The sequence below is a fragment of the Virgibacillus oceani genome, assembly GCF_041521345.1.
Taxonomy (GTDB): domain Bacteria; phylum Bacillota; class Bacilli; order Bacillales; family Amphibacillaceae; genus Virgibacillus_N; species Virgibacillus_N oceani_A.
Map to the genome: position 1 here is coordinate 1 of NZ_JBGOHB010000024.1, position 20726 is coordinate 20726.

Below are 20726 nucleotides of genomic sequence, written 5' to 3' on the forward strand. Positions count from 1 at the left end.
TTTGTTCCTTGAATTCCTTTGAAAAGTTCCTTCTTGCTCTACGGGTCATAGTAATTCTCCTCAACTTTTAATTGAACCAAGTTTATATGACCTTAACTGTTCTGTCCAACTAAGTGTAACCTATTCAGAATAACAGGGGGTCGAGGCATGGCAGATCAAACTTTATATCCCTCTAAGTTCAGATAAAACTGGAGCAGATGGTATATTTGGAGAAGCTACTGACAACTTTATATCCCTCTAAGTTCAGATAAAACTTTGATGTAATTGATTGCTATACTTTGTTTGGCAGCTTTATATCCCTCTAAGTTCAGATAAAACTGAATCTGGAAAAGGAACCATAGAAACAATGTATATCTTTATATCCCTCTAAGTTCAGATAAAACTCCAACATTCCTCTGTTAAAAGTGATATTGTTCGACCCTTTATATCCCTCTAAGTTCAGATAAAACTAGAAGGCGCTTGGTCGTTGCTATCCGGTGCATTTTCCTTTATATCCCTCTAAGTTCAGATAAAACGAATTGGACAGCGAGATGTTCATTGATTTGCTTAATACTTTATATCCCTCTAAGTTCAGATAAAACGAGCATTTAAAGGCAGAGATTAATTTGCTTTTGCAGTCTTTATATCCCTCTAAGTTCAGATAAAACCCAAACTTTCCACTTGCTCTTTTGATACTTCTAAACTTTATATCCCTCTAAGTTCAGATAAAACGATGTAACAATTGATGATTTGTTCCCGGCCACTAAAACTTTATATCCCTCTAAGTTCAGATAAAACAAGGAAATAACTAAAATTAAAGCGCGTCGAAAAAAACTTTATATCCCTCTAAGTTCAGATAAAACCTCTGCATTCGCGCCCTTACTTTGGTTAGCCGTATTGCTTTATATCCCTCTAAGTTCAGATAAAACCCTACAAAAAATAACCCACAAAACCTTTAGCATCAAGGCTTTTACAATATCAAAATTATTAAATTTGCAGTGAACCACCAATGTGTTGTGATTTTTGATAAGTAAACACTACTTGATTACCAGTATACCAATTGATTAGCCAACCTTACAATTAAAACCGGTTCACTGCAAGACACACTTTATAAAAACATTTCGTCAAATGATTTTTCTATTCCATAAGTTGTCTTGCTGATATGATTTGGGTTATCAACTTTATAGACATAAACTGAATCGACTTCTGTTTTAATAATCTTTTCCACTTCATTAAGACAAGTCATTAATAGAGTTTTGGTAATTCTTCCTTCAAAAACAGAATTCTGTGACCAAGTCAGATATTCCTTTAGCTTCTTGTGTAACTTTGCTACTCTTTTTACATCCACATCATAAGTAATTATTACATACATCTTACCACCATGCCTTCAACGGTTTATAAACCTGATCACCTATACAGTGCTTTATTAATTTATAACATTCCAGTCTTATAAAATACTTATATGAAACATTACGCTTCAGTCTGCGGTGGCGTATGGTAGTCTCTATTTTATTTGTCCATTCCTTAATGAATTTTTTTCTTCCATTTTCATTTAATAACACCATATCTTCTAAATACTCAAAGTCAGATTGGTTAATTTGTTTTCTATTTAACATTGCAAATATAACTGAATCTACCAGCAGCGGCTTAAAAATTTCAGCGATATCCAGGCTCAATGAAAATCGCTTTGATGATGGCTCGTGCAAAAAACTCACAGTAGGATCTAAGTGTGTTTTATATATCTCACTTAATACATTTGTATAGCAAAGACTGTTTCCGAAAGAAATCATTGCATTTAATGGATCCCTTGGAGGTCGTTTCGTTCTTTCATCAAATGCGAACTCTTCAGGCAGGAAATGATTAAATGCTGAATAGTAAAGCTGCCTAATCGTGCCTTCAATACCCATTATTTCCGGTATGCGTTTAACGTTTTCAAGTAAACCCAAATTCGTTTTTATTTTATCAATAATAATGTCTACCTCAGGATATTTTCTATAGTTTCTTAGATTCCGTATCATATGGAAAACTGCGCTATCAACAAACTGTTTCGCCAAAAATTCCCTTTTACCTTTATCTAAATAATATTTGCTTTGATTTACAACCGTAAAGCCTGATACCTTTTTTGATCGAGGATAATATGTTCCAGTAAAAAAACCATAATAATTGTAAAAATGTATTCTTACATCATGTTACGTAAGCAGTTGTAAAAAATCAGTGTTAAAATCCACTTTTCCAAAAACATGAATATTTTCTATTTGATGAATTGGTAATGATTTTTTTTCCTCATTCTCTGAGATGAAATAAAATGTATTGTTCTTACGCCGCATTCTGCCACTGTTAAAGATATAATAATCTTTATTCATTTATCCGTCCTCCTCGTCTGAATAACAAAAGTCGTAATAAGCACATTTAGTACAGTAAGGAGCATTAATAACTTTCGGAGGCTTGTCCAACTCAATAATCTGATACACCTCATCGATAATTTGATCCAGTTTTTCTTCATCTTCTTTTGTTAAAGTAACCTCTTCCGTTCTCTTCTCCTTTGTGTAACTAATGAGTCCTTTTTTATTTAATCCTCGTTTCTTTAACTCATATAAATAAAACAACAACTGCCATTTGTCTGCCTGACTCATTTTACTTGTTACCTTAACTTCCCGGACATATTCTCCTTCAATAGCATCAATCTTGATATTATCTAAAGCAAGTTCTTTTTTATCTGCATCTTTGTAGGATCTTTCATGCAATATCTTACCTGCCTGTACACGTTCGTGACCTTCTTCCAACTGAATATTTTTTGAATACAACCAAAGTTTTCGATGACAAACAAAGTAGTATTGTATATGAATACCATTTAACATGTGTTTCACCTCTTTCTATAAGAAACCAGGATTATCATTTTGAATGATTAAACCTGAACCACTTAAGCTAGTTTCATCAAACTCATAGTCTGCATCCAATACTTCCACATAAGGCATAACATTATATCTTCTACCATCTTTTCCCTTTTGATAAAAATCAAGAGGATGATGTTTACCTTTTATCATAGTTTTTTGGACAGAAACCGTATATTCCTCAACCTTTCTTCGCATGTTAGTCCTCATTTTTGAATCTGAAGTTTTCTCTAATTCCACTAATAAATCATAAATATCATCATATACAGGTCTTGGTATGACAGTAATAGTTTGCATTCCACGGAGCATTTTTTGGGCTTCTTCATTCGTATACTCATAATCTTCCAGGTAATTCAATTTATGAACAGCGTTCTTAAACTTTTCATAGAATTGTGTTCCCTGCAATTCATTGGTTGAATAAATTTTTTTTACTAGTTCAATCTTCTCTCTTTCATTAACCTTTTTCTCGTGGAAATCCCTTAAATACTTTAATGTAAGTAACAAAATATCTTTATCATAGACAAAACCATTTCCTGATATGTTGTCCGTATAAATATAAATATTGGGATTATTATGAGATAGTTCACGCTTCCTATAACAACGGCCAAAGCGTTGCAATAAGCTATCTATAGATGACAATTCTGTAAACAAAATATCAAAGTCAATATCGATAGAAGCTTCCACCAGCTGTGTCGTAATCCATATTCCATTTTTATCACTTTCTGCAAAACTTTTAATCTCTTTCTCTAAAAGTAAACGATCTTTTAGAATAAATCTTGAGTGGAGCAGGTAAACGTTATCTCCTTGCATTTCTTGATAAAGTTCTACTGCTTTTTTAACTGTGTTCACTATTACTAATACTTTGTTGTTTTCTGCTGCCTCTTTAATTGAATCAATATCATCGTTTATTTCTTTTGGTCTCATACCGAGTTTATGTCTGATAAATGACTCATCAACAAATTCCTCCTGAATACAATTTTCATCAATAATATTTCTTTTGTATAGTTCATCCAGATAAATTTGCGGCATCGTAGCAGTCATAATCATAAATCGACCACCAATTTTATGGATCATTTCGATTGCTCTTAAAATTACTGCTGTAATCCACGGATCATAAGCTTGAATTTCATCAATAATCACTTTTGAATAAGCCATTGTAGCAAAAAATTTCTCATATCCTTTAAATTTAAAAGGGAATTTCAATATTTGATCTATCGTAGTAAACAATAACTTGTTGGATAAATGTTTCGATTGATCAAAAATAACTTCCCAATTTTCATCACCTTTTTTATCTAAATGAGCAGCACTTGAACAATGTAATAATCCAACTTGACTATAGCCCATTTCTTCATAAACTCTGTCATATAATGCATTTAATGAAACACGTATAGGAAGGGTAAAAAATGTTTTGCTTGACCCCGCCCACAGTAAAGAAGCTTCAGTTTTTCCCATACCTGTTTGTGCTACGATGATTAGGTTCTTATCCTGGTTCTGGTAAGTGAAGTTTTGTAATTCTCGCAATGAATTAGGTCCAAATTTATTTGCCATATAATTATTTGTTATTTCTGCAATTTTAATATCACTGTCTATTTCAATTGGAACATGTGCTGAAGCAGCATGATCTAGACGATGTAACAAACCCTTAACCAATATATATAGATAGTAATCTTCTTCTTTACCCTGAACTTCCTTTATTCGTCGTTCCATTGCCTTGGTAATCCTGGTTACACTTTGATTGGTATCAGGGAGTTCCAATTTGATATTCATTTCTTCCTTTATTTTCGGAAAATGATTCAGCAGTTCTTTATGATATATATTCGTAAGTAGTGGTTTTTCTGGCTGCACATTGCGTTCGTGGTGAAAAGCAATTGCTTGGATCAATACTTTTCTTTCATTTTTAGAGAGGTTCAAGCTGTCAATAGGGACAAAGAATGGTGATAAATAATTGTGTGGTATGTGACCAAATTCAGACGGCTCTGATCGGTTGTCCAGTTTTAATAATTTAGACATTCTATTTTGAAAATGGTTATTCACCTTCCCTAAATCGTGGTAGAGTGCTGAAATGTATAATAATTTCCATGCTTTACCATCTGGTAAATGGTCAAAATAGGCTTCTTTTAATACTTTGTAGCGTTCCAGCAATTCATTTGTATGCTCCCATAAAGTTTCTACTTCAGGCTTTGTTTTTGCTATAATCATCAATTCCACTCCTTATAAATTTTTAGCCAATACAGCATTTGCTCTGCATTGGCTAAAATAGCTATTGATTCCAAAAAACAGGATAGTTTTGTTCGTCTATTAAAATAGGGCTATTAAAATTTTCTTCAACCAGATCTTCATTTTGAGCCATATAAATAGAAGGAATCCTTTCCCACTCCCTGATTCCTTTTTTGATGTTATACTTCCAATTTAATAAATAAGGTATTCCCATCCCTTCTTCCTCACATTGTGCCTTTGGAACGAAAATAGAGTGAACAGACTTACACTCATCTGTTTCTTGAAGCGTTACCCAGTTAATCTTATCAATTCTTATCAAGTCTTCATGTCTTCCCAGCGATAAAAAAGAATCGGCTGTGGTGAAAGCATGGAAAATATCTGATAATATATCTTCATCTGCCTTAATATGAAAAACAAGCTTCACATTATAAAGCATGTGTGTATATAAAGGCATCGAAGTCATTACCTTTGAAGAATAAGCCGGTGTTTCTCCAGAAATACCTTCTAAAATGATAGGCATGGCAAATTCATGTTTCTTTACAAAATACGTTTTTCGATAATCAATAATTTGTGTTTCATAGTCTCCCTGTATAGACAATGAAAAAGGTATATAGTGATCGGCTTTTAATACTGAATGAATCAGCCCTTTAACTGTAGAATAAGGCGGTAAAGGGTATGTTTCTGTCACCTTATTCGCAAATGGTTTCTTATAGCACACTGTTTCCTGAAAGGCTTTTATTCTAAGAATTTTCATGTCAATGCTCCAAAATAGTTTTCTGTCTTTTGATGAAGAAAATCATAAAAATCATCTACACTACCTGCTTTTGTTATATCGGAGAATGTTTCTTCATTTGAAAAAATACCACGTACATAACCTATTTGTGTAAATTCACGTAAAGGTGTATTAAATACTTTGGATTGTACAGTATCTAATAAAGGCTCAACATCAATTCTATTTGGATTTTGTTTTGTAAGCCCCACTCTCCCCTGGAAAAACGGATTTGGGATAGGGTACGCTCCCCCAACTACAAATAATGGTGCCAGGTTCTCCTGCCTGCCTCTTATTTCACGGTTCAGTAATTTTGATACTTCCAGAAATTGTTTTACCCGATTAATACGCTCAGCAGCATCTAACTCGATTCCATCGTCTACGCCTATTCTTGATAAATCAATGGTCACGGTATAAGTGTAATAGCTAATATGCTGTTCAATAGTTGCTAAATTAGCATCTTCTTTAATTCTTGTTGCCAGCCCCATATTATTTAAGAACTCCAGATCACTTTTATATGGTTCCAGGGAAATTGCATGACTCATTCTAACAACCGCCGACCGCTTTGATGCACCTGTTTTTGCCTTTGTTTTCATATATCCAAACAAATCCATTTCAACAGAATCTTCAATGGTAGAGTCCTGTTTAAATTGAACAACACCCTGATTTTTATCAACAACATCCAGGTTCCAATCAAAAAATTGGTTTCCGAGACGTACAATGTCATACCTCAAGCTCTGTCTCGAAGCAAAAGTGTACACACCTCCGTTCCCTCGATGAAACTTCTTCAATTCTGATATATTAGCAGTTCCTTCACCATAATTGAGCGAATTCGCTTTAAATACTACTGTAAATGTAATTGCCTTATTATTCATTTTTAGCCACTCCTTCTTCATTAGGTTTAGAGATCAATCCAGCTACCCACGCATTTGCAACAGTTTCAAAATCCATTTTATTTTCATGTAATGCTTCTAATAATAATGAAGGCATTTCAATTTCACTTGACACATATACGCGCATGACCGTATCCATAAAAGTGTTTTTATTACCTGCCTGTACAGCATTTAATAATCGATAAGCAATACCTTGAGCTTTTTTTAAACCGATCTTACTTCTTACATTTCCAGCACTTTTATATAGAACCCATATATAACTCTGTTGTTTTTCTGAATCCATCTGATATGCAGCCTCCTTTAAATAAAATTGATTGTAATGCCTTAATAGTGTCATAAACATAACTTCCAGAGATGAGTATTCATTTTTAATTTTTTCCCGTAAAAGATTGAAGGTGAATACTTTGGTGTCAATATTTTTTAAGAGCAGTTTTATAAATGGAACTTTGTTATAGTAATTTAAATAGTCAAGTAATTTATCGTGGTTTTGGAAAAGTTTAATTAAATTCGGAGTAAGAATCATATAGTCCAGTATTGTTTTCTTCGATGAATAATCTGATTCGTATTCAAGGATTACATAATTATCTCTTTTCCAGTTGGATCTTAATTTTTGCTCCCTCACCAGATCAAAAACAACTTCATCAAAAGACGTATCCCGATCAGATTCTGTATTGTAATGTTCGTTTGCATGATAGATTTCTTCAAATGTTCCATCAAACTGTACAAATATAGATTTTTTATTATTAATCGTCGCACCGGCCGGAGCACAAAACAAAATTAATTTTGCTATAGCACTAATTGGAAAGAAGTTTTTTCCTTCACTATTCCACGTACTATTCAAAGAATTTTTAATGCTCAATGCCAAAGGTGAGAAGATGCTTTCTTCAAATGAATATAATCCTAAAGGAAAATCGGTCAGACTGCATTTAAGAATTTTTTCATTTATGTATTGTTTCATCGCTTCGGAGTCTTTTTTCTTAAATGGGGTTTTCAATGATGTTAAAAGCTTATGTGGACTGTCTTGAAGAAAATCTAAACAGGCTTCTTTATTTTCCTCATCAAGGTAACGGAGAAATTCCCATTCGTCCAACACAGGTTGAATAAAATCTTGTTTAAAAATACTTTTTTGTTCTTCAACAGAACTGGCATTTTTGGTAACATTCAAGAAACTAACTTGGCCAAAGTAAGGGGATAAATAAACAGCTTTGAATGTGTTGCAAGTCAACTTTTCATCTATTTCTTTCGTCTTTACATCATGGATGATTTCTTCCACATATTTGTCCAATTTTTCACTATAGTCTTTTTCAGCCCTATAAAGTTTAATGTTTTCAAGTATTCTTTCTCCAGCTTCATTATCCGTAAAATACTTGCCAACCTTAGTTTCAATATCTTTCAACCTGCTATTTAATTCTTTTTTAAACTTTTTATCTCCCTTTCTCCATTTTGCATGCCAGGACCATAATAATGCTTCATGTCTTTTTGCCACACTATACTTATCCAGGAAATATTGAAAATATGCTTCAGGCAACAGCTGCAAATGTTCTTTTGTTACAACAATACCATCGCTTGTAGTAGGCACATCGACATCATAATATTGAAGTATTCTGCGATACCCTATCATCCCTTGTGTAAATGCCCATTCATTCATTGATATTTCCATTTGTTCCACTTAATTCACCTCCTCTACTAATTCCAACAATCCAAAACCCAGAGATCTGCGCATACTAACGCCTGAGTCATATAGATATTGAAGATCTTCTGCGTTGCCTTGCAATTGAATCAACCCTTTATTTGCTGTTAAATATAACGGCTTGTCTTGTGTTTGATGTAAGTTTTCCTTCATAACCATTTTGGTCATTAGAGTCTGCAACACTTGTATGGGCTGTTTTGGTGTTCTTTGATACAATTTTTCAAGAATAAGATTTGCGGTATATTGAAATTCTTTTTCGAACGCTTCATCAGTTGCCAGTAATGGTTTTCCGAATTTGTTTTCTATTAGCATGGAAGGCGTTTTAAAAATAACATTTCCTTTACTGATATTTGTTTTCGGCAGCAAACGTTTTGACTTCAGTGTAAGAGTAGAATCTGAAATATAATATACATCTGCTCTGTTACAACCATTCATTAAGTGCAAAATAAATTCATAACTCGAACTAGATATAGTAAGCGTTAATTCTTCACCATTAATTTGATTATTCTTTATATCTAGATTTCTAATAAAACATGAATAGGAAAACGGTTTCATTTCTCTTTTATTTTTTTCAAAGAGTTTTTCATAATAATCTAAAGAACCGTTTTTTATTATTTCTTTAATGATTGATAAGGTTCCAAGTCGATATGAAATAGGAATTGCTTTCATACTGAATGATAGTTGAATTCTCATTCTTTCACCCCCCTATTAATTTATTTTATTTAAAGTTTCAATATCCAATATATAGTAATTATACCAGCCTGTCAACAAAAAATTAGAAAATAAAAAAAGTTGCGTGGTTTACACACAACTTCCCTCTCTGTTCAGATATATAATTCTGATATAAAATAGAATAAATTAATCTTTATATCCTGCTACATTATGATATACAAACTAGATTAGCATAATAAGCAAGGTTTAAATAGAGAAGAAAGTTGTAATTATATTTACTAGATTATCATAAAACCTATGCAAAATAATGCTATCCCTATGAAAATACCTTGATTATAAGAAAAACAGCTATAAAATTTGTATATTTAATTAAGTATGCCTAACATCCAGTTATGTTCAGATAATATAATGAAATGCTTGGCGTTGTTGGCCAAATTATTCCTCTTTTTATCCCACTACGTTCAGATAATACTTGCCCTACGACACCAAGCGGTTCATGAAAATGATCTTTATATCCCACTACGTTCAGATAATACGGCGTTTCAGATAGTCGCCGGGGCAATTGCTTATCACTTTATATCCCACTACGTTCAAATAATACTTTCATCAGATTTTTAATCTGTTTTGCTGTTTCGTGCTTTATGCCCCACTACGTTCAAATAATACTGATAGTGAGAGGTCCCTTGTTTAAGCTTTGCCGAGGCTTTATATCCCACTACGTTCAAATAATACTCTAATGTTCAGATCAATGAAATATGGGTTGACCACTTTATATCCCACTACGTTCAAATAATACACAATTCCACTACCGTATAACTTAGTCGCCATTTTCTTTATATCCCACTACGTTCAAATAATACTTCAGCGCTGACTTCCCTGTATAACCCCATTTCTTCCTTTATATCCCACTACGTTCAAATAATACGGTTAATGAGTACAACAGCAGCAAGAGCAGGAATACTTTATATCCCACTACGTTCAAATAATACACAAACCACCAAAGCAGAAAGATTATAGCTATAAGCTTTATATCCCACTACGTTCAAATAATACCCCATAAAAAAACACACATAAACTCCTTCACATCAAGGTTTATAGTCCATCCAGAGAACATTAATTGCAGTGAACCGCTAATTTGTTTTTGGAAAATGAGTGTGAAGAATATTGTACATCAAGTATATCAAGGATTAAGATGGTTTTCCATTTTTAGTCGGTTTACTGCAAATTGAGCTTTTTACAAAGATATCGTTAATAGAATTGTCTATTCCATATGTACTTTATACCGGACAATTCTTTCAGCGCACTCAAACAAAACAAAAAAAGACGCCAGCAACCCCAACGTCTTTCAAAACTGAATACATTATAAATACAGAGATACTAAACTTATTTTAATTCAGGCAGCACGCGTGTCTCCTGCTCCATAGCAGATTTACAAAGCGGGCACTCAGGTTCTTCTTCAAAGCTGTAAGATTCACGCATCCACCCTTGACAATCGGCACTCGTGCAAGACCAAATATTCGTTTCTACCTCGGGAACCGGTTCTTTTCGATAAAACGACAATGATAGCATCCCCTTTCTTTTTTTATTATACTCCTTTCTCATCACTTATACAACGCTGTCAAAAGCCTATGAAAAATTTATAAATTGTCCTACTTGCCAAAATCAAAGCACATACTTCTCAATCGCAAGAGCCACTCCATCCCGATCATTCGTCTCCGTCACCACATCAGCAGCTTTCAAAATAGCCTCCTGTGCATTGCCCATCGCAACACCAATTCCTGCTTCCTGGATCATTTTAATATCATTCAAACTGTCTCCACAAGCCATCACTTCGTCCAGCGTAATTCCAATTTGCTTGCACACTTTTTTTAAAGCCGACGCCTTACTCACACCTGCAGGATTCGCTTCCACATTCGTCGGCATGGAATTTGTAAGCTCCAGTCCTTCAATATAGGAAAGCTCCTCGATCATTTTATCCAGTTTCTCCTGCTCCAAAGAATGGCATCCAAACTTCAACCAGTCATAATGATGAAAATCATCCGGCGGCGTATTGCGAAATGCTTCATTCGTCGCCATCATCCACATATGGACCCCAACTTCTTTACCGATATGCCACATTCTTTCCACTTTTTCCGCAGCCAGTAAATGCCGGTCAATCAGTTCTTGATCCATTGTCCAAATTTCACCGCCATTTACAGTAACTAAATAAGAAGTCAGATTTAACTCCTCAGCATACGGATAGCACGATTTTAACCAGCGTCCCGTACTGAGCACCACATGCACATCTTTTTCCATCGCCTTTTTTATGACCTCTTTTGTGTAATCCGATACTTCCTGATCACTATTTAATAAAGTACCATCCATATCCAAGGCAACTAATTTAATTGAATCCTTCAATGATAAACTCCTCCGTTCTATGCTTCCTGTTTTTAGGGATTTGCTAAGTAATGGTTTCTCATTATTTTCTTCTTTTATATCCGATAAACAAAAAATTGATTATAACAAGCAAGATTCCTATTACGAGGATAATATAGGCAATAATATTGGAAGTATTCTCATATACAAAATAGGCGCCAATTGCCGTTAAAACCCATCCAACTGCTTCTCCAATAAGTCTTTTTGCAACATCCGACATTTTTATTCCCCTTGCTTTTTCTTTTGAATATAGAGCTGCATTTTTTTATAGCAAAAAAATCAAGACGAAAGAAGAGCCTCAACCCTAACCCTCACTTCCGGTTTCCGCCATCAATCCAGTACAAATTTATCCCTGCCTGCTCCCAGCCCAAACATCGTTACAAGGGCAGCTACCATAATCATGGTCGAGAGAGGCAGCATCCAGGCCCCGGTTAAATCAAATAAATAGCCGATAAACATTGGTCCAATGGCCGCAAGCACATACCCAATGGATTGAGCCATGCCTGACAACTCAGAAGCCTGTCTTCCGTCACGTGCACGCAGGCCGAGGAAGGTTAAGGCCAAGGCAAATGATCCACTAAGTGACAGCCCGATAAGTATTGTGCTAAACACTATAGCTGCCATAGATTCACCAATAATCAAACCGGTGTACCCTCCAGCAGAAAAAATACCAAGCGTAATTACAATCCCGCGTTGAGATGAAAATTTTCCAGCAAGTACAGGGACTATAAAGCTTGCAGGCAGACCGACAAATTGTGTAAAGGAAAGCATCCATCCTGCAGCTGACAACGTTAAGCCGGAATGATGCAAAATTTCCGGCAGCCAGGATATCGTTACATAAAAAAGAAAAGACTGCAAGCCCATAAAAGCAGCTACCTGCCAGGCTAAAGGAGATTTCCACATTCGGTTTTCCGAAGTACTGACAAATTTCATTTCTTCTCTATCACTGGCCTCCGTTTTTTTTACCAGATATACCCATATAATAATTCCAATCACTGCCGGAATAGCCCATACTAAGAGCGCAACCTGCCATCCATATCCGAGTCCGGAGGCGATGGGCACACTTACCCCCGAAGCTGTTGCAGCGAAAACCCCCATTGCTGTGGAATAAATACTTGTCATTAATCCAACCTTGGCCGGGAATTTATCTTTTATGACTGCAGGCAATAATACATTACATATGGCGATTCCTAAACCTACTAACAAGGTTCCCAGGAAAAGAAAAAACACAAAAGAAAACGAGCGGGCGCTAATACCGATGAATAAAAGAATTAATCCCATGAGCATAATAAATTTATTCGTATACCGATTCCCCAGCTTCGGGACAATCGGGGATAACACAGCAAAAGCCACAAGCGGAAGACTGGTTAAAATACCAGCTCTCCAATTCGACAAACCGATGTCATCACGGATCGTGCCAATTAGTGGTCCCACCGAAGTGATAGCAGGCCGTAAATTTATGGCAACGATGATTATTCCGATAATCAATAAGATTCGATATAACTGATGTGATTTTTCATCCTGGATGCTCATACAACAATTCCTTTCTCTAAACCTACATACGAATATAGCACATTAGGCTGTGGAGAAAAAGAAAGAGAGCTGTAGTTTGAAGTGTTTTTTTATTTGTGCGGGTCATTTACATGGGTTTTTTGACCTTAAAGCGGCGATTGATTATTTTTGGTTTCCGGTATAATCTAGGTATGTAGTTGCATATAATATTAGTAAACTTGGCTTGCCGCCAGTTATAATGACGGTAGCCTTAGTTGCACTTATGCAAGTAAGAAAGTGTACGCTTTCAAACCTGCAAAAAAAGACCACAGCTGGTACTGCGGTCAAGTGATATGCTGTTCACCTTGGTTCAGCTATCGAAAATAGGCCTCTCGGAGTGAGGTCTATTTTTTATTGATCATGCGCATTACGAGTGTCAGTAGCGTAATAATAAAGGTCCCGAACGCAATCATTAGCATAAACACTTCAAAGACACCCATGTGGCACCACCCCCTTTCTGATCCTTGAGGGTTAGCAGAAATTCCTTGTAAGCCCATGCCCATTCATAGTATGACATGCCAGAAAGGAAACATACGCCATAACAGGAATATTTGTTCTGTTTTTATATGGGTGTACATTTTTTCGTGTATCCTTATGCGGCGAATGAGGTGTTTTGCTTCTGACATACATGATACAAGCTGCATAAATGCTTGTATATTTTATCTTATGCTAAAAAATATTAAGTTTGTAATGAATCTATCGGAAATTTTTGCATAATGGTTATGTGCTGTCTGATATTCTAGGCTTTTCTTGCTGCTCACGGAAAGAAGTACGTTTCCGCTTTTTTATCTGGGCAATGATAATACCGGAAATGATGAGTCCAGTTCCAGTGATCACACCAATGGTCATTTCCTCCTGTAAAATCAAACTGCTGAAGAACAGGCCGAATATCGGCACAAGCAGTGTAGAAATGGTTGCCGTTACCATATCAATGAAGCTGATAATAAAAAACCATGCCGTAAAACATAAGGCAGAGGCAAGCACTCCGGTAAATACTATATAATAAATGCTTTCTGCGTTTAAAACAATCGGCTCATTCCATTCCATAAACAGTGCCACGATAATAATTCCCACCGCACCGAAAGTCATTTGAAAGGCAGATACCTGCAGCCGCGGCAAATCAGGTACCTTCAGACGGTAGTATACATTTGATATGGCCCAGGCGATAGCAGCTATAATGATTAACAGCTGGCCAAAAATCGCTTGCCATGGCTGCCCAATGAAAATGTCCCATCCTAAAATCGTTACCAAACCAAGCATTCCCATGAGTAAACCAGCAAATTTTGCGGCATTGATTTTTTCACCAAGAAATTTTAATGCAAGCAGACTGCTGAATAATGGCATGGAATATAATATGACGGACGATTGTCCTGCATCTACAAAGCGCAGGCCGTACATCACAAGCAGAAAAACAGCCGATGTTTGTAACAATCCGATAATCATAATATGTTTTATGTATTTCTTTGGAGGAGCACCTGTCTTTAGCAGCCAGACCACGAGCAGCAAGGTGATCGCTCCAATGCTGAATCTGAATGCGGAAAATGTAAATGGCCCCATATAATCCAAAGCGGCCTTCATCAACACCCAAGCATACCCCCATATTAATGTAATTAAAATGATCAGCAGCCACATAAGAAATTTATTTCGTTGCAGGACCCCCGATAAAGCGTTTAATTTATTTATCATTTCAAAGCCTCCTGCACAAATTATAGCATGGGAATCAAGGAGAGGTATATCATCCCACTAACTGAAGAACAGTATCCTTCGCCGTATTTCGCTCAAAAAAAATAAGCCTGCTTTTTTTGCACGCTCATTTTCAAATGATGTTCTGTGCTATGATGTTGTTTGATTTACGTTCCTTGCCTTCTGCTACCACTGCAATTTTTTCATCCAGTTCTTTGAGGTTCTGCTCCAACCCATCTATATTCAATTCAATATCATTGACTTGATTTTCCAAATCTGAGTATAGGTCTTTGATTTGATGGCTGTTTGTCTTTATATCATCCAGTTCTTCTAACAGGTCTGTGATAGCATGTAACAGATCTTCCAGCATTTGTTTGGTCAACCTGATACCTCCCTCACTGTTTTTGAATATCAACGGTGTTATCATATCATTTCATAAAATTACCCTCAAGTGTATAAAGAAGGATCTTTGTATACGTTAGGTAGGTAATTTGTCTCTATTGCTGGCTTGATTATTTAAAGTAACGAATGAGGGAGGACGCTACATTTGCCTTACTGGGTGCCTAGTCACCCCCCCGAATCGGCTCGAATTGTGTCGAATGTATGCTATGCGTCCTTTTGACCTTCGTAAGTTGAACCTCAAAACGACACATCCTGCAAAATTATTTCTGTTTTTTCCTCGATCTTCTTATAACTAACAGCAATAGAAATATCACAATGGAGCCAAACATCATAACACCAATCATGAAGAGTGAACCTAAGCCCTGCGTCTCTTCTTGAAATGTAACAATCGGTGGTGCGCCATATCCTGCAGGCATGATAAAAAATCGTGCCATCGCCAGATATCCCAAGTGAAAGCCAATTGCTGCCCATAAACTTCCAGTATAAACACGAATTAATGCCAATGCGATCCCGAAAACAAATAGAAGCATTAATTGTGGTATGATTGCTATGTCAATAGTTGCCATTCCAATCATCGTTTGCAGAAGGGTGACCCCAACAGAGACTGCCACAAAGATGAATGTTTGAATAATCACCGATAGCCATACTGCCAAACGATTCCTTAACACATCAAAAACCAAACCACGCAAAGCTAGTTCTTCCGGCAATGCTTCATAAAAAAACGCAATAAGCATATTGAGCAGAAGTGCACCGATCCAATGATTTGGTGCATGCCACTGTTCTATACTAATTAAATTTAGTGCACTTGCAATGAACAAACCTATGAGTGCTAAACCAGTTGCAACAAAGAAACCTGTAAAAAAATGCGGAGCTCTTTTTCTGGAAAAGGACGGATTTTCTACCAACTTTATACGGCTGTGCAGCTGTTTATACAAAAATAAAATTATGGGAACTACTATCATACTCATAACGACTGCTTGAACAATTAATCTGCCATCACCAGTAATTGAAAACTGGTCTTCGACAATATTACCAGCAACTACAGCCAGAAATAATCCGACAGTTACGGTCGCCCAGCCGGCAATTAATATAGAAAACGTATTCTTCAATTCCTGTTCATCTCCTTATAAACTGCTGAATAGAAAGTTTGAATCTTTCAACTGCAGCTAATGTAAACACCTTTATTCAAAATGCTTTTCGTTGATAGATGATCGTAGTAACTCCCCAAGAAACTGCATAAAGGAACAAAACAATCACCGCTGCTCCCGTATATAAAGCGGGGGTGGATAAACTAACAATAAAGTCAGTAATCGCCGTTAAGTGTTCAGCCAAAAACCTTACAATAGGCGGTCCAATACCTGCTAAAAGAATAAAGCTAATGAGAACAACGTGAAAAATATAGCCTGACTTAAATATATAAAACAACGGAAAGGTGAATGCAGCAAACAGCAGAAATAAACCACAGGCAATGGCAATATCAGTTATCGTAAAAGATATATTCAAAACAAAATATGCCAGACTTGTCACCCCAATAGCTAAAGCCATATAAACAATAGCACCAAGATAACGTGATGCGATAATTTCTTGACGTGTATAAGGTAAAGAGTTTAACAAAATATTCGTCTTCGCTTTATTATCGTAATCAAATGCATTAAACGGAATAAAAATACTGGCAACGAGTAAAGTCAAAACTGGGTGTGCGTTCATAATAATAAAAAATGCAATAAAAGGAATAAAGATGAATAGATGCCTTTTTTGCAGTATGACATCACGCCTGATCAAATTAAACATGATTCACTCCCCCTTTTACGTAATACATAATATCCTCCAGAGATGCTTGTTCAATAACAACCGAATCCCCAAAAGTATTTTCCACTGCTTTCATATTATCCGTTAATGCTTCAAATCCAGTTGGCGCTCGATGAACATGAACAAAAGCCTTTTCCGTGTCTCTATCAAGCAATTCCGTTCCACCTTTTACGAGGGCATATTTATCAGCTACATCGTGAATAGACTGATTAAATACTAATTCCCCGTTCTGAATAAAAGCGATATAATCCGCGATACGATCCAAATCGGTTGTAATATGCGTGGAGAAGAAAATGGTACGATTGCCATCAATCATTAATTCCTGCAGAAGATCCAGCAGCTCCCTTCTAAAAATAGGATCCAACCCTGCGGTCGGCTCATCCATGATAATCAGCTCTGCATCGTGGGACAGGGCGATCGCCAATGAAGCCTTCATTTGCATCCCTTTTGAGAAAGTTTTTATCGCTTTATTAAGCGGTAATTGGAATTGTTCCACATATTGATAAAACAACACATCGTCCCAGTGTTTGTAGGCTGGTCCAACAATACGCTTTATATCTTTTAAGTTCATTCCTTCAAAAAATACATTGCTATCGTATACAAACCCAATTCGCTCTTTGATCTCCTTTTCATGCGTCTTATAGTCCAATCCGAAAAGCTTCACTTCCCCGGCATCCGGCTTTAACAGATTCAACATCATTTTTATCGTAGTCGATTTACCGGCACCATTTGCGCCAATAAAGCCCGTTACAAAGCCTTTCTTCACTTGTAAATCGATATTTTTAACAGAAAAACCTTTGAAATTTTTCGTAACACTTTTTAATTCAACCGTATTTTCCATGCTTGTCACTCCTCATATAAAATCTTCAATAATTGCTGCAGTTCATCAAGTGGCAGCCCAATTTCCCTGCTGTTCGTGATGACCGCACTCAGCTGCTCCTCAATAACCTTTAGCTTCTTCTCCCTGATGACCTCTAAGTTTTGCTCTGCGACAAAAGAGCCTTTTCCAACAATGGAATAGATAAATCCTGCTTTCTCCAATTCCTCATAGGCACGCTTTGTCGTGATCACACTAATTTTCAGATCCTTTGCGAGCTGACGTATGGAGGGCAGAGACGTCCCCTCCTGAAGATCACCTGATAAAATAGACGATTTAATCTGTTTCGTAATTTGTTCATAAATCGGCTCCTTTGAACTGTTGGAAATAATTATTTGCATGCTAATCCCTCTTCTTTATTTTCTCATTTGCTCTTTCTAATTTGGGACACACCATATATCACCCCAAATATAACAACCCCTGCAAAAACGAGTGTATTTGTTATTGGCTCACTAATTCTCGGTATGGCGTCCTGAAAAACTTTTAAAAAAACGAGTAAACCAACGGTAAAAATAATTCCAATGATCGATACTTGTTTCATTGTTTCTTTCCTCCCTGGGTGGGTACTGAAAATCATATATTTACATAATGTATATATAATATATACACATTATATACACATATGAAACATCTCGCAACCCTTATATTTGAAACATCCTTAAAAATAGAATAAATGCCTGATACAATTTTGTTTAAAACTCGACGCTAGGGCTTTTATCTACAGCTGCTTTATGATGAATAAAGAAAAGAAATCTTTTACAATACCTGCTTTAAACACATATAACCAGCAAAAACCCTATTAAATCGGGGGTTTTGCTGGTTATTTTCCAATTCGATGCTGCAGATGACTTTAAACATAAGATTTTATAATTACCGTTAGTCCATCACCCATCTATCCTTCATAAATAATATTCTGCTGATGATCAAGACGACGACAACAACTATCAAATTGCTGACAACCGTAATCAGGATATGCTCATAATTAACTATGCCAAAAAGTAATTCTTTAATCAGGCTGAAAAGATTCAGAAAAGGTATGGCAAAATGGATAAATGAAAGCTCATTCACACCTACACCTGTAATGACCATAATTGGAAAAATCACGAGCATCATCACAGGTGTACTATAGCTTTGTGCTTCCTTCACCGTTTTACCGATAATACTGGTCAGCATTAATAAAGAGGCAGTGAACATGGCGTAAACAATGGATATGACAACTCCCCCCCCAATAATTACATATGTCTGACCTTCTAATGAATCGGAAACGGCTTCCTGCAAATGAACCGTAAAAAATTGAATTTCCAATGCTACAACGAGCAAGGTTACGATACCAATAATAGATCCAATGGAAACAATGGTCAGCCATTTTGCTAAAAGCATCGTGGAACGATTGACGGGTGTCATGAGTAATGCTTCCATTGTTTTCCTTTCTTTTTCCCCGGCAAATAAATCTGCCGCAGCTGGACCTGCTCCTATCCCGATGGCAAGCGCCAGCATTAACGGAATAAGCATCGCTAACAGATTAATATTTGGATTTTCCGCTGAAATCTCCCTTTCTACCAGATTAATAGGCTCCACCACACTCGGATCTATCCCTTGTGATTGAAGATTTTCAGCAACTATATTTCTCTCATACAACTGCAGATGCGAAGTAACGATGGACATTAAAGTAGCTGAATTCTGACTAAACGAATCACCAACAATTGTTGCTTCCACCTGACTTCCACTTATGATTTCCGACTGAAAATCATCCTCCAATAAAAGTGCTGCATGTGCTTCCCCTTCCAGCACTGCCTGTTCCGGCTCTTCCGATTTAATGATTTCAATATTTTCGTTCATCGAGAGAATACTTTCTTCTTCTGTACCGATGGAAGATGCCACAGCCAGGTTATATGTTTCACCTTCATCGCCGGAAATCATACTCTCATAGAAAAAAGTCATCGCAGTCATCATCAGGATAGGGACCAAAACCGTTAATAATAAAGTCCTTCGATCCCGGAAAGCATCCTTCATTTCTTTCATATAGATTTTACGAAGCATAATTACCGCCACCTCTAACTAATTTACTCATAAATATATAATTTAAATCCCTGCTGTCCTCAGTTTCATAGAGTTCTTCAATATCCCCATGATAAATCAATTCTCCTTTATGAATCATGGCAACATCATCACATAGTGAGGCAACCTCTTCCATAATGTGGCTGGAAAAGATAATTGTCTTTTCTTCCTGTTTTAGCTGTTCAACCAGCTGACGGAAAACATTGGATGCCGTAATATCAAGGCCGGTTGTCGGTTCATCAAAAAGAATAATATCCGGATTGTGAACCAATGTCCTGGCAATGGCCATTTTCTGCCGCATCCCTTTTGAAAAACCTCCTACTTTCCTATTTAAATAATCTCTCATGCCAAACATTCTCGTTAATTCATCGATTCTCACCTTCGATTCATGCTTGCTCAACCCGAATAAAGCTGCAAAGTATTCCAGATTTTCTTTTGCAGTTAGACGGTCATATAAACCCGTTTCTCCGCCAAATAAAACGCCAATTTTTTTCTTGATTTCTTCAGGCTTTTTCACGGTGTCATATCCGTCAACCAATACATGTCCTGCGGTTGGCATCAATAACGTAGCTATTGTCCTTAACAAGGTTGTTTTCCCGGCACCATTCTCACCGAGCATCCCGACCACCTGTCCCTTTTCGATTGTCAGAGACACGTGATTCAGTGCCGTAACCGAAACCTTTTTATCCTTAAATCTTTTTGTCACTTCATGAACTTCAATCATTTTTTCACCTCTTTTAGCTGCTGTCTTTAGTTTACTGAAAAACAGCTTGATAATCTCTGTACATGTCGTGAAAATGTCTTTTCTTGTCTTGAATTG

The 20726-nt window shown here is 36.3% G+C and carries 21 protein-coding genes, 1 pseudogene and 2 CRISPR repeat arrays; all 22 genes and pseudogenes read right to left on the reverse strand.

Translation table 11 applies throughout. The features are described 5' to 3' along the window. Nucleotides 1–160: 160 nt before the first annotated feature. Nucleotides 161–909: direct repeats of the CRISPR family, unit length 30 nt; unit sequence CTTTATATCCCTCTAAGTTCAGATAAAACT. A 178-nt stretch (nt 910–1087) separates the two neighbouring features. The 22 genes and pseudogenes from cas2 to ACDX78_RS16330 all read right to left on the reverse strand — a co-directional run bounded on the left by cas2 (nt 1088) and on the right by ACDX78_RS16330 (nt 20630). After that, entirely contained in the window at nt 1088–1351 is a 264-nt protein-coding gene (gene cas2, locus ACDX78_RS16225; protein WP_486029206.1) for a CRISPR-associated endonuclease Cas2, read from the reverse strand. 1 nt (nt 1352) lies between these two features. Further along, nucleotides 1353–2342: pseudogene (gene cas1b / locus ACDX78_RS16230) on the reverse strand (type I-B CRISPR-associated endonuclease Cas1b). Continuing rightward, nucleotides 2343–2837, reverse strand: a complete 495-nt coding sequence (cas4, locus tag ACDX78_RS16235; protein WP_486029207.1) for a CRISPR-associated protein Cas4 — start codon at nt 2835–2837, stop codon at nt 2343–2345. Between the two features lie 15 nt (nt 2838–2852). Then, entirely contained in the window at nt 2853–5069 is a 2217-nt protein-coding gene (gene cas3 / locus ACDX78_RS16240; protein WP_486029208.1) for a CRISPR-associated helicase Cas3', read from the reverse strand. A gap of 61 nt (nt 5070–5130) precedes the next feature. After that, nucleotides 5131–5841, reverse strand: coding sequence for a type I-B CRISPR-associated protein Cas5b (gene cas5b / locus ACDX78_RS16245; RefSeq protein ID WP_486029209.1), 711 nt, complete (start codon nt 5839–5841; stop codon nt 5131–5133). After that, the gene (cas7i, locus tag ACDX78_RS16250; RefSeq protein WP_486029210.1) at nt 5838–6731 is read right to left on the reverse strand and encodes a type I-B CRISPR-associated protein Cas7/Cst2/DevR; all 894 of its coding nucleotides are present in this window, start codon (nt 6729–6731) and stop codon (nt 5838–5840) included. Before cas7i ends, cas5b begins: the two co-directional genes overlap by 4 nt. Beyond that, on the reverse strand, nt 6724–8409 hold the full coding sequence (locus ACDX78_RS16255) for a Cas8a1 family CRISPR/Cas system-associated protein (protein ID WP_486029272.1): 1686 nt from the start codon (nt 8407–8409) through the stop codon (nt 6724–6726). Before ACDX78_RS16255 ends, cas7i begins: the two co-directional genes overlap by 8 nt. Nucleotides 8410–8418: 9 nt before the next feature. Further along, entirely contained in the window at nt 8419–9132 is a 714-nt protein-coding gene (cas6, locus tag ACDX78_RS16260; protein WP_486029211.1) for a CRISPR-associated endoribonuclease Cas6, read from the reverse strand. Between the two features lie 422 nt (nt 9133–9554). Next, a CRISPR array of direct repeats spans nt 9555–10164; the repeat unit is 29 nt; unit sequence CTTTATATCCCACTACGTTCAAATAATAC. A gap of 330 nt (nt 10165–10494) precedes the next feature. Next, nucleotides 10495–10671 (reverse strand): cold-shock protein, encoded by a 177-nt coding sequence (locus tag ACDX78_RS16265; RefSeq protein WP_486029212.1) that lies wholly within the window; start codon nt 10669–10671, stop codon nt 10495–10497. 102 nt (nt 10672–10773) lie between these two features. Continuing rightward, nucleotides 10774–11508, reverse strand: a complete 735-nt coding sequence (locus tag ACDX78_RS16270) for a Cof-type HAD-IIB family hydrolase (RefSeq protein WP_486029213.1) — start codon at nt 11506–11508, stop codon at nt 10774–10776. Between the two features lie 61 nt (nt 11509–11569). Then, nucleotides 11570–11746, reverse strand: coding sequence for a hypothetical protein (locus tag ACDX78_RS16275; RefSeq protein ID WP_486029214.1), 177 nt, complete (start codon nt 11744–11746; stop codon nt 11570–11572). Between the two features lie 110 nt (nt 11747–11856). Beyond that, nucleotides 11857–13059, reverse strand: a complete 1203-nt coding sequence (locus tag ACDX78_RS16280) for a CynX/NimT family MFS transporter (protein ID WP_486029215.1) — start codon at nt 13057–13059, stop codon at nt 11857–11859. 362 nt (nt 13060–13421) lie between these two features. After that, the gene (locus ACDX78_RS16285; protein WP_486029216.1) at nt 13422–13517 is read right to left on the reverse strand and encodes a putative holin-like toxin; all 96 of its coding nucleotides are present in this window, start codon (nt 13515–13517) and stop codon (nt 13422–13424) included. Nucleotides 13518–13797: 280 nt separating this feature from the next. Next, the gene (locus ACDX78_RS16290; protein WP_486029217.1) at nt 13798–14763 is read right to left on the reverse strand and encodes a DMT family transporter; all 966 of its coding nucleotides are present in this window, start codon (nt 14761–14763) and stop codon (nt 13798–13800) included. A gap of 130 nt (nt 14764–14893) precedes the next feature. Beyond that, nucleotides 14894–15142 (reverse strand): hypothetical protein, encoded by a 249-nt coding sequence (locus ACDX78_RS16295; protein WP_486029218.1) that lies wholly within the window; start codon nt 15140–15142, stop codon nt 14894–14896. 280 nt (nt 15143–15422) lie between these two features. Further along, entirely contained in the window at nt 15423–16271 is an 849-nt protein-coding gene (locus tag ACDX78_RS16300) for a CPBP family intramembrane glutamic endopeptidase (protein WP_486029219.1), read from the reverse strand. 76 nt (nt 16272–16347) lie between these two features. After that, on the reverse strand, nt 16348–16953 hold the full coding sequence (locus ACDX78_RS16305) for an ABC-2 transporter permease (protein WP_486029220.1): 606 nt from the start codon (nt 16951–16953) through the stop codon (nt 16348–16350). After that, entirely contained in the window at nt 16946–17812 is an 867-nt protein-coding gene (locus tag ACDX78_RS16310) for an ABC transporter ATP-binding protein (RefSeq protein WP_486029221.1), read from the reverse strand. The genes ACDX78_RS16305 and ACDX78_RS16310 overlap by 8 nt, the downstream gene beginning before the upstream one ends. Nucleotides 17813–17817: 5 nt before the next feature. After that, nucleotides 17818–18189 carry a GntR family transcriptional regulator gene (locus ACDX78_RS16315; RefSeq protein ID WP_486029222.1) on the reverse strand — a complete coding sequence of 124 codons (372 nt, stop codon included), beginning with the start codon at nt 18187–18189 and terminating at the stop codon, nt 17818–17820. A gap of 23 nt (nt 18190–18212) precedes the next feature. Next, nucleotides 18213–18389 (reverse strand): hypothetical protein, encoded by a 177-nt coding sequence (locus ACDX78_RS16320; protein ID WP_486029223.1) that lies wholly within the window; start codon nt 18387–18389, stop codon nt 18213–18215. Between the two features lie 335 nt (nt 18390–18724). After that, nucleotides 18725–19888, reverse strand: a complete 1164-nt coding sequence (locus ACDX78_RS16325; RefSeq protein WP_486029224.1) for an ABC transporter permease — start codon at nt 19886–19888, stop codon at nt 18725–18727. Then, nucleotides 19878–20630, reverse strand: coding sequence for an ABC transporter ATP-binding protein (locus tag ACDX78_RS16330; RefSeq protein WP_486029225.1), 753 nt, complete (start codon nt 20628–20630; stop codon nt 19878–19880). The genes ACDX78_RS16325 and ACDX78_RS16330 overlap by 11 nt, the downstream gene beginning before the upstream one ends. Between the last annotated feature and the right edge of the window lie 96 nt (nt 20631–20726).

Bases quoted from the DNA above. Each gene is read 5' to 3' on its own strand.
- ACDX78_RS16320 (WP_486029223.1), bottom strand. From the start codon at position 18,389: ATGAAACAAGTATCGATCATTGGAATTATTTTTACCGTTGGTTTACTC.
- ACDX78_RS16325 (WP_486029224.1), bottom strand. From the start codon at position 19,888: ATGCTTCGTAAAATCTATATGAAAGAAATGAAGGATGCTTTCCGGGAT.
- ACDX78_RS16255 (WP_486029272.1), bottom strand. From the start codon at position 8,409: ATGGAAATATCAATGAATGAATGGGCATTTACACAAGGGATGATAGGG.
- cas6 (WP_486029211.1), bottom strand. From the start codon at position 9,132: ATGAGAATTCAACTATCATTCAGTATGAAAGCAATTCCTATTTCATAT.
- cas3 (WP_486029208.1), bottom strand. From the start codon at position 5,069: ATGATTATAGCAAAAACAAAGCCTGAAGTAGAAACTTTATGGGAGCAT.
- ACDX78_RS16310 (WP_486029221.1), bottom strand. From the start codon at position 17,812: ATGGAAAATACGGTTGAATTAAAAAGTGTTACGAAAAATTTCAAAGGT.
- ACDX78_RS16285 (WP_486029216.1), bottom strand. From the start codon at position 13,517: ATGGGTGTCTTTGAAGTGTTTATGCTAATGATTGCGTTCGGGACCTTT.
- cas4 (WP_486029207.1), bottom strand. From the start codon at position 2,837: ATGTTAAATGGTATTCATATACAATACTACTTTGTTTGTCATCGAAAA.
- ACDX78_RS16290 (WP_486029217.1), bottom strand. From the start codon at position 14,763: ATGATAAATAAATTAAACGCTTTATCGGGGGTCCTGCAACGAAATAAA.
- ACDX78_RS16305 (WP_486029220.1), bottom strand. From the start codon at position 16,953: ATGTTTAATTTGATCAGGCGTGATGTCATACTGCAAAAAAGGCATCTA.
- ACDX78_RS16275 (WP_486029214.1), bottom strand. From the start codon at position 11,746: ATGTCGGATGTTGCAAAAAGACTTATTGGAGAAGCAGTTGGATGGGTT.
- cas5b (WP_486029209.1), bottom strand. From the start codon at position 5,841: ATGAAAATTCTTAGAATAAAAGCCTTTCAGGAAACAGTGTGCTATAAG.
- cas2 (WP_486029206.1), bottom strand. From the start codon at position 1,351: ATGTATGTAATAATTACTTATGATGTGGATGTAAAAAGAGTAGCAAAG.
- cas7i (WP_486029210.1), bottom strand. From the start codon at position 6,731: ATGAATAATAAGGCAATTACATTTACAGTAGTATTTAAAGCGAATTCG.
- ACDX78_RS16330 (WP_486029225.1), bottom strand. From the start codon at position 20,630: ATGATTGAAGTTCATGAAGTGACAAAAAGATTTAAGGATAAAAAGGTT.
- ACDX78_RS16280 (WP_486029215.1), bottom strand. From the start codon at position 13,059: ATGAGCATCCAGGATGAAAAATCACATCAGTTATATCGAATCTTATTG.
- ACDX78_RS16315 (WP_486029222.1), bottom strand. From the start codon at position 18,189: ATGCAAATAATTATTTCCAACAGTTCAAAGGAGCCGATTTATGAACAA.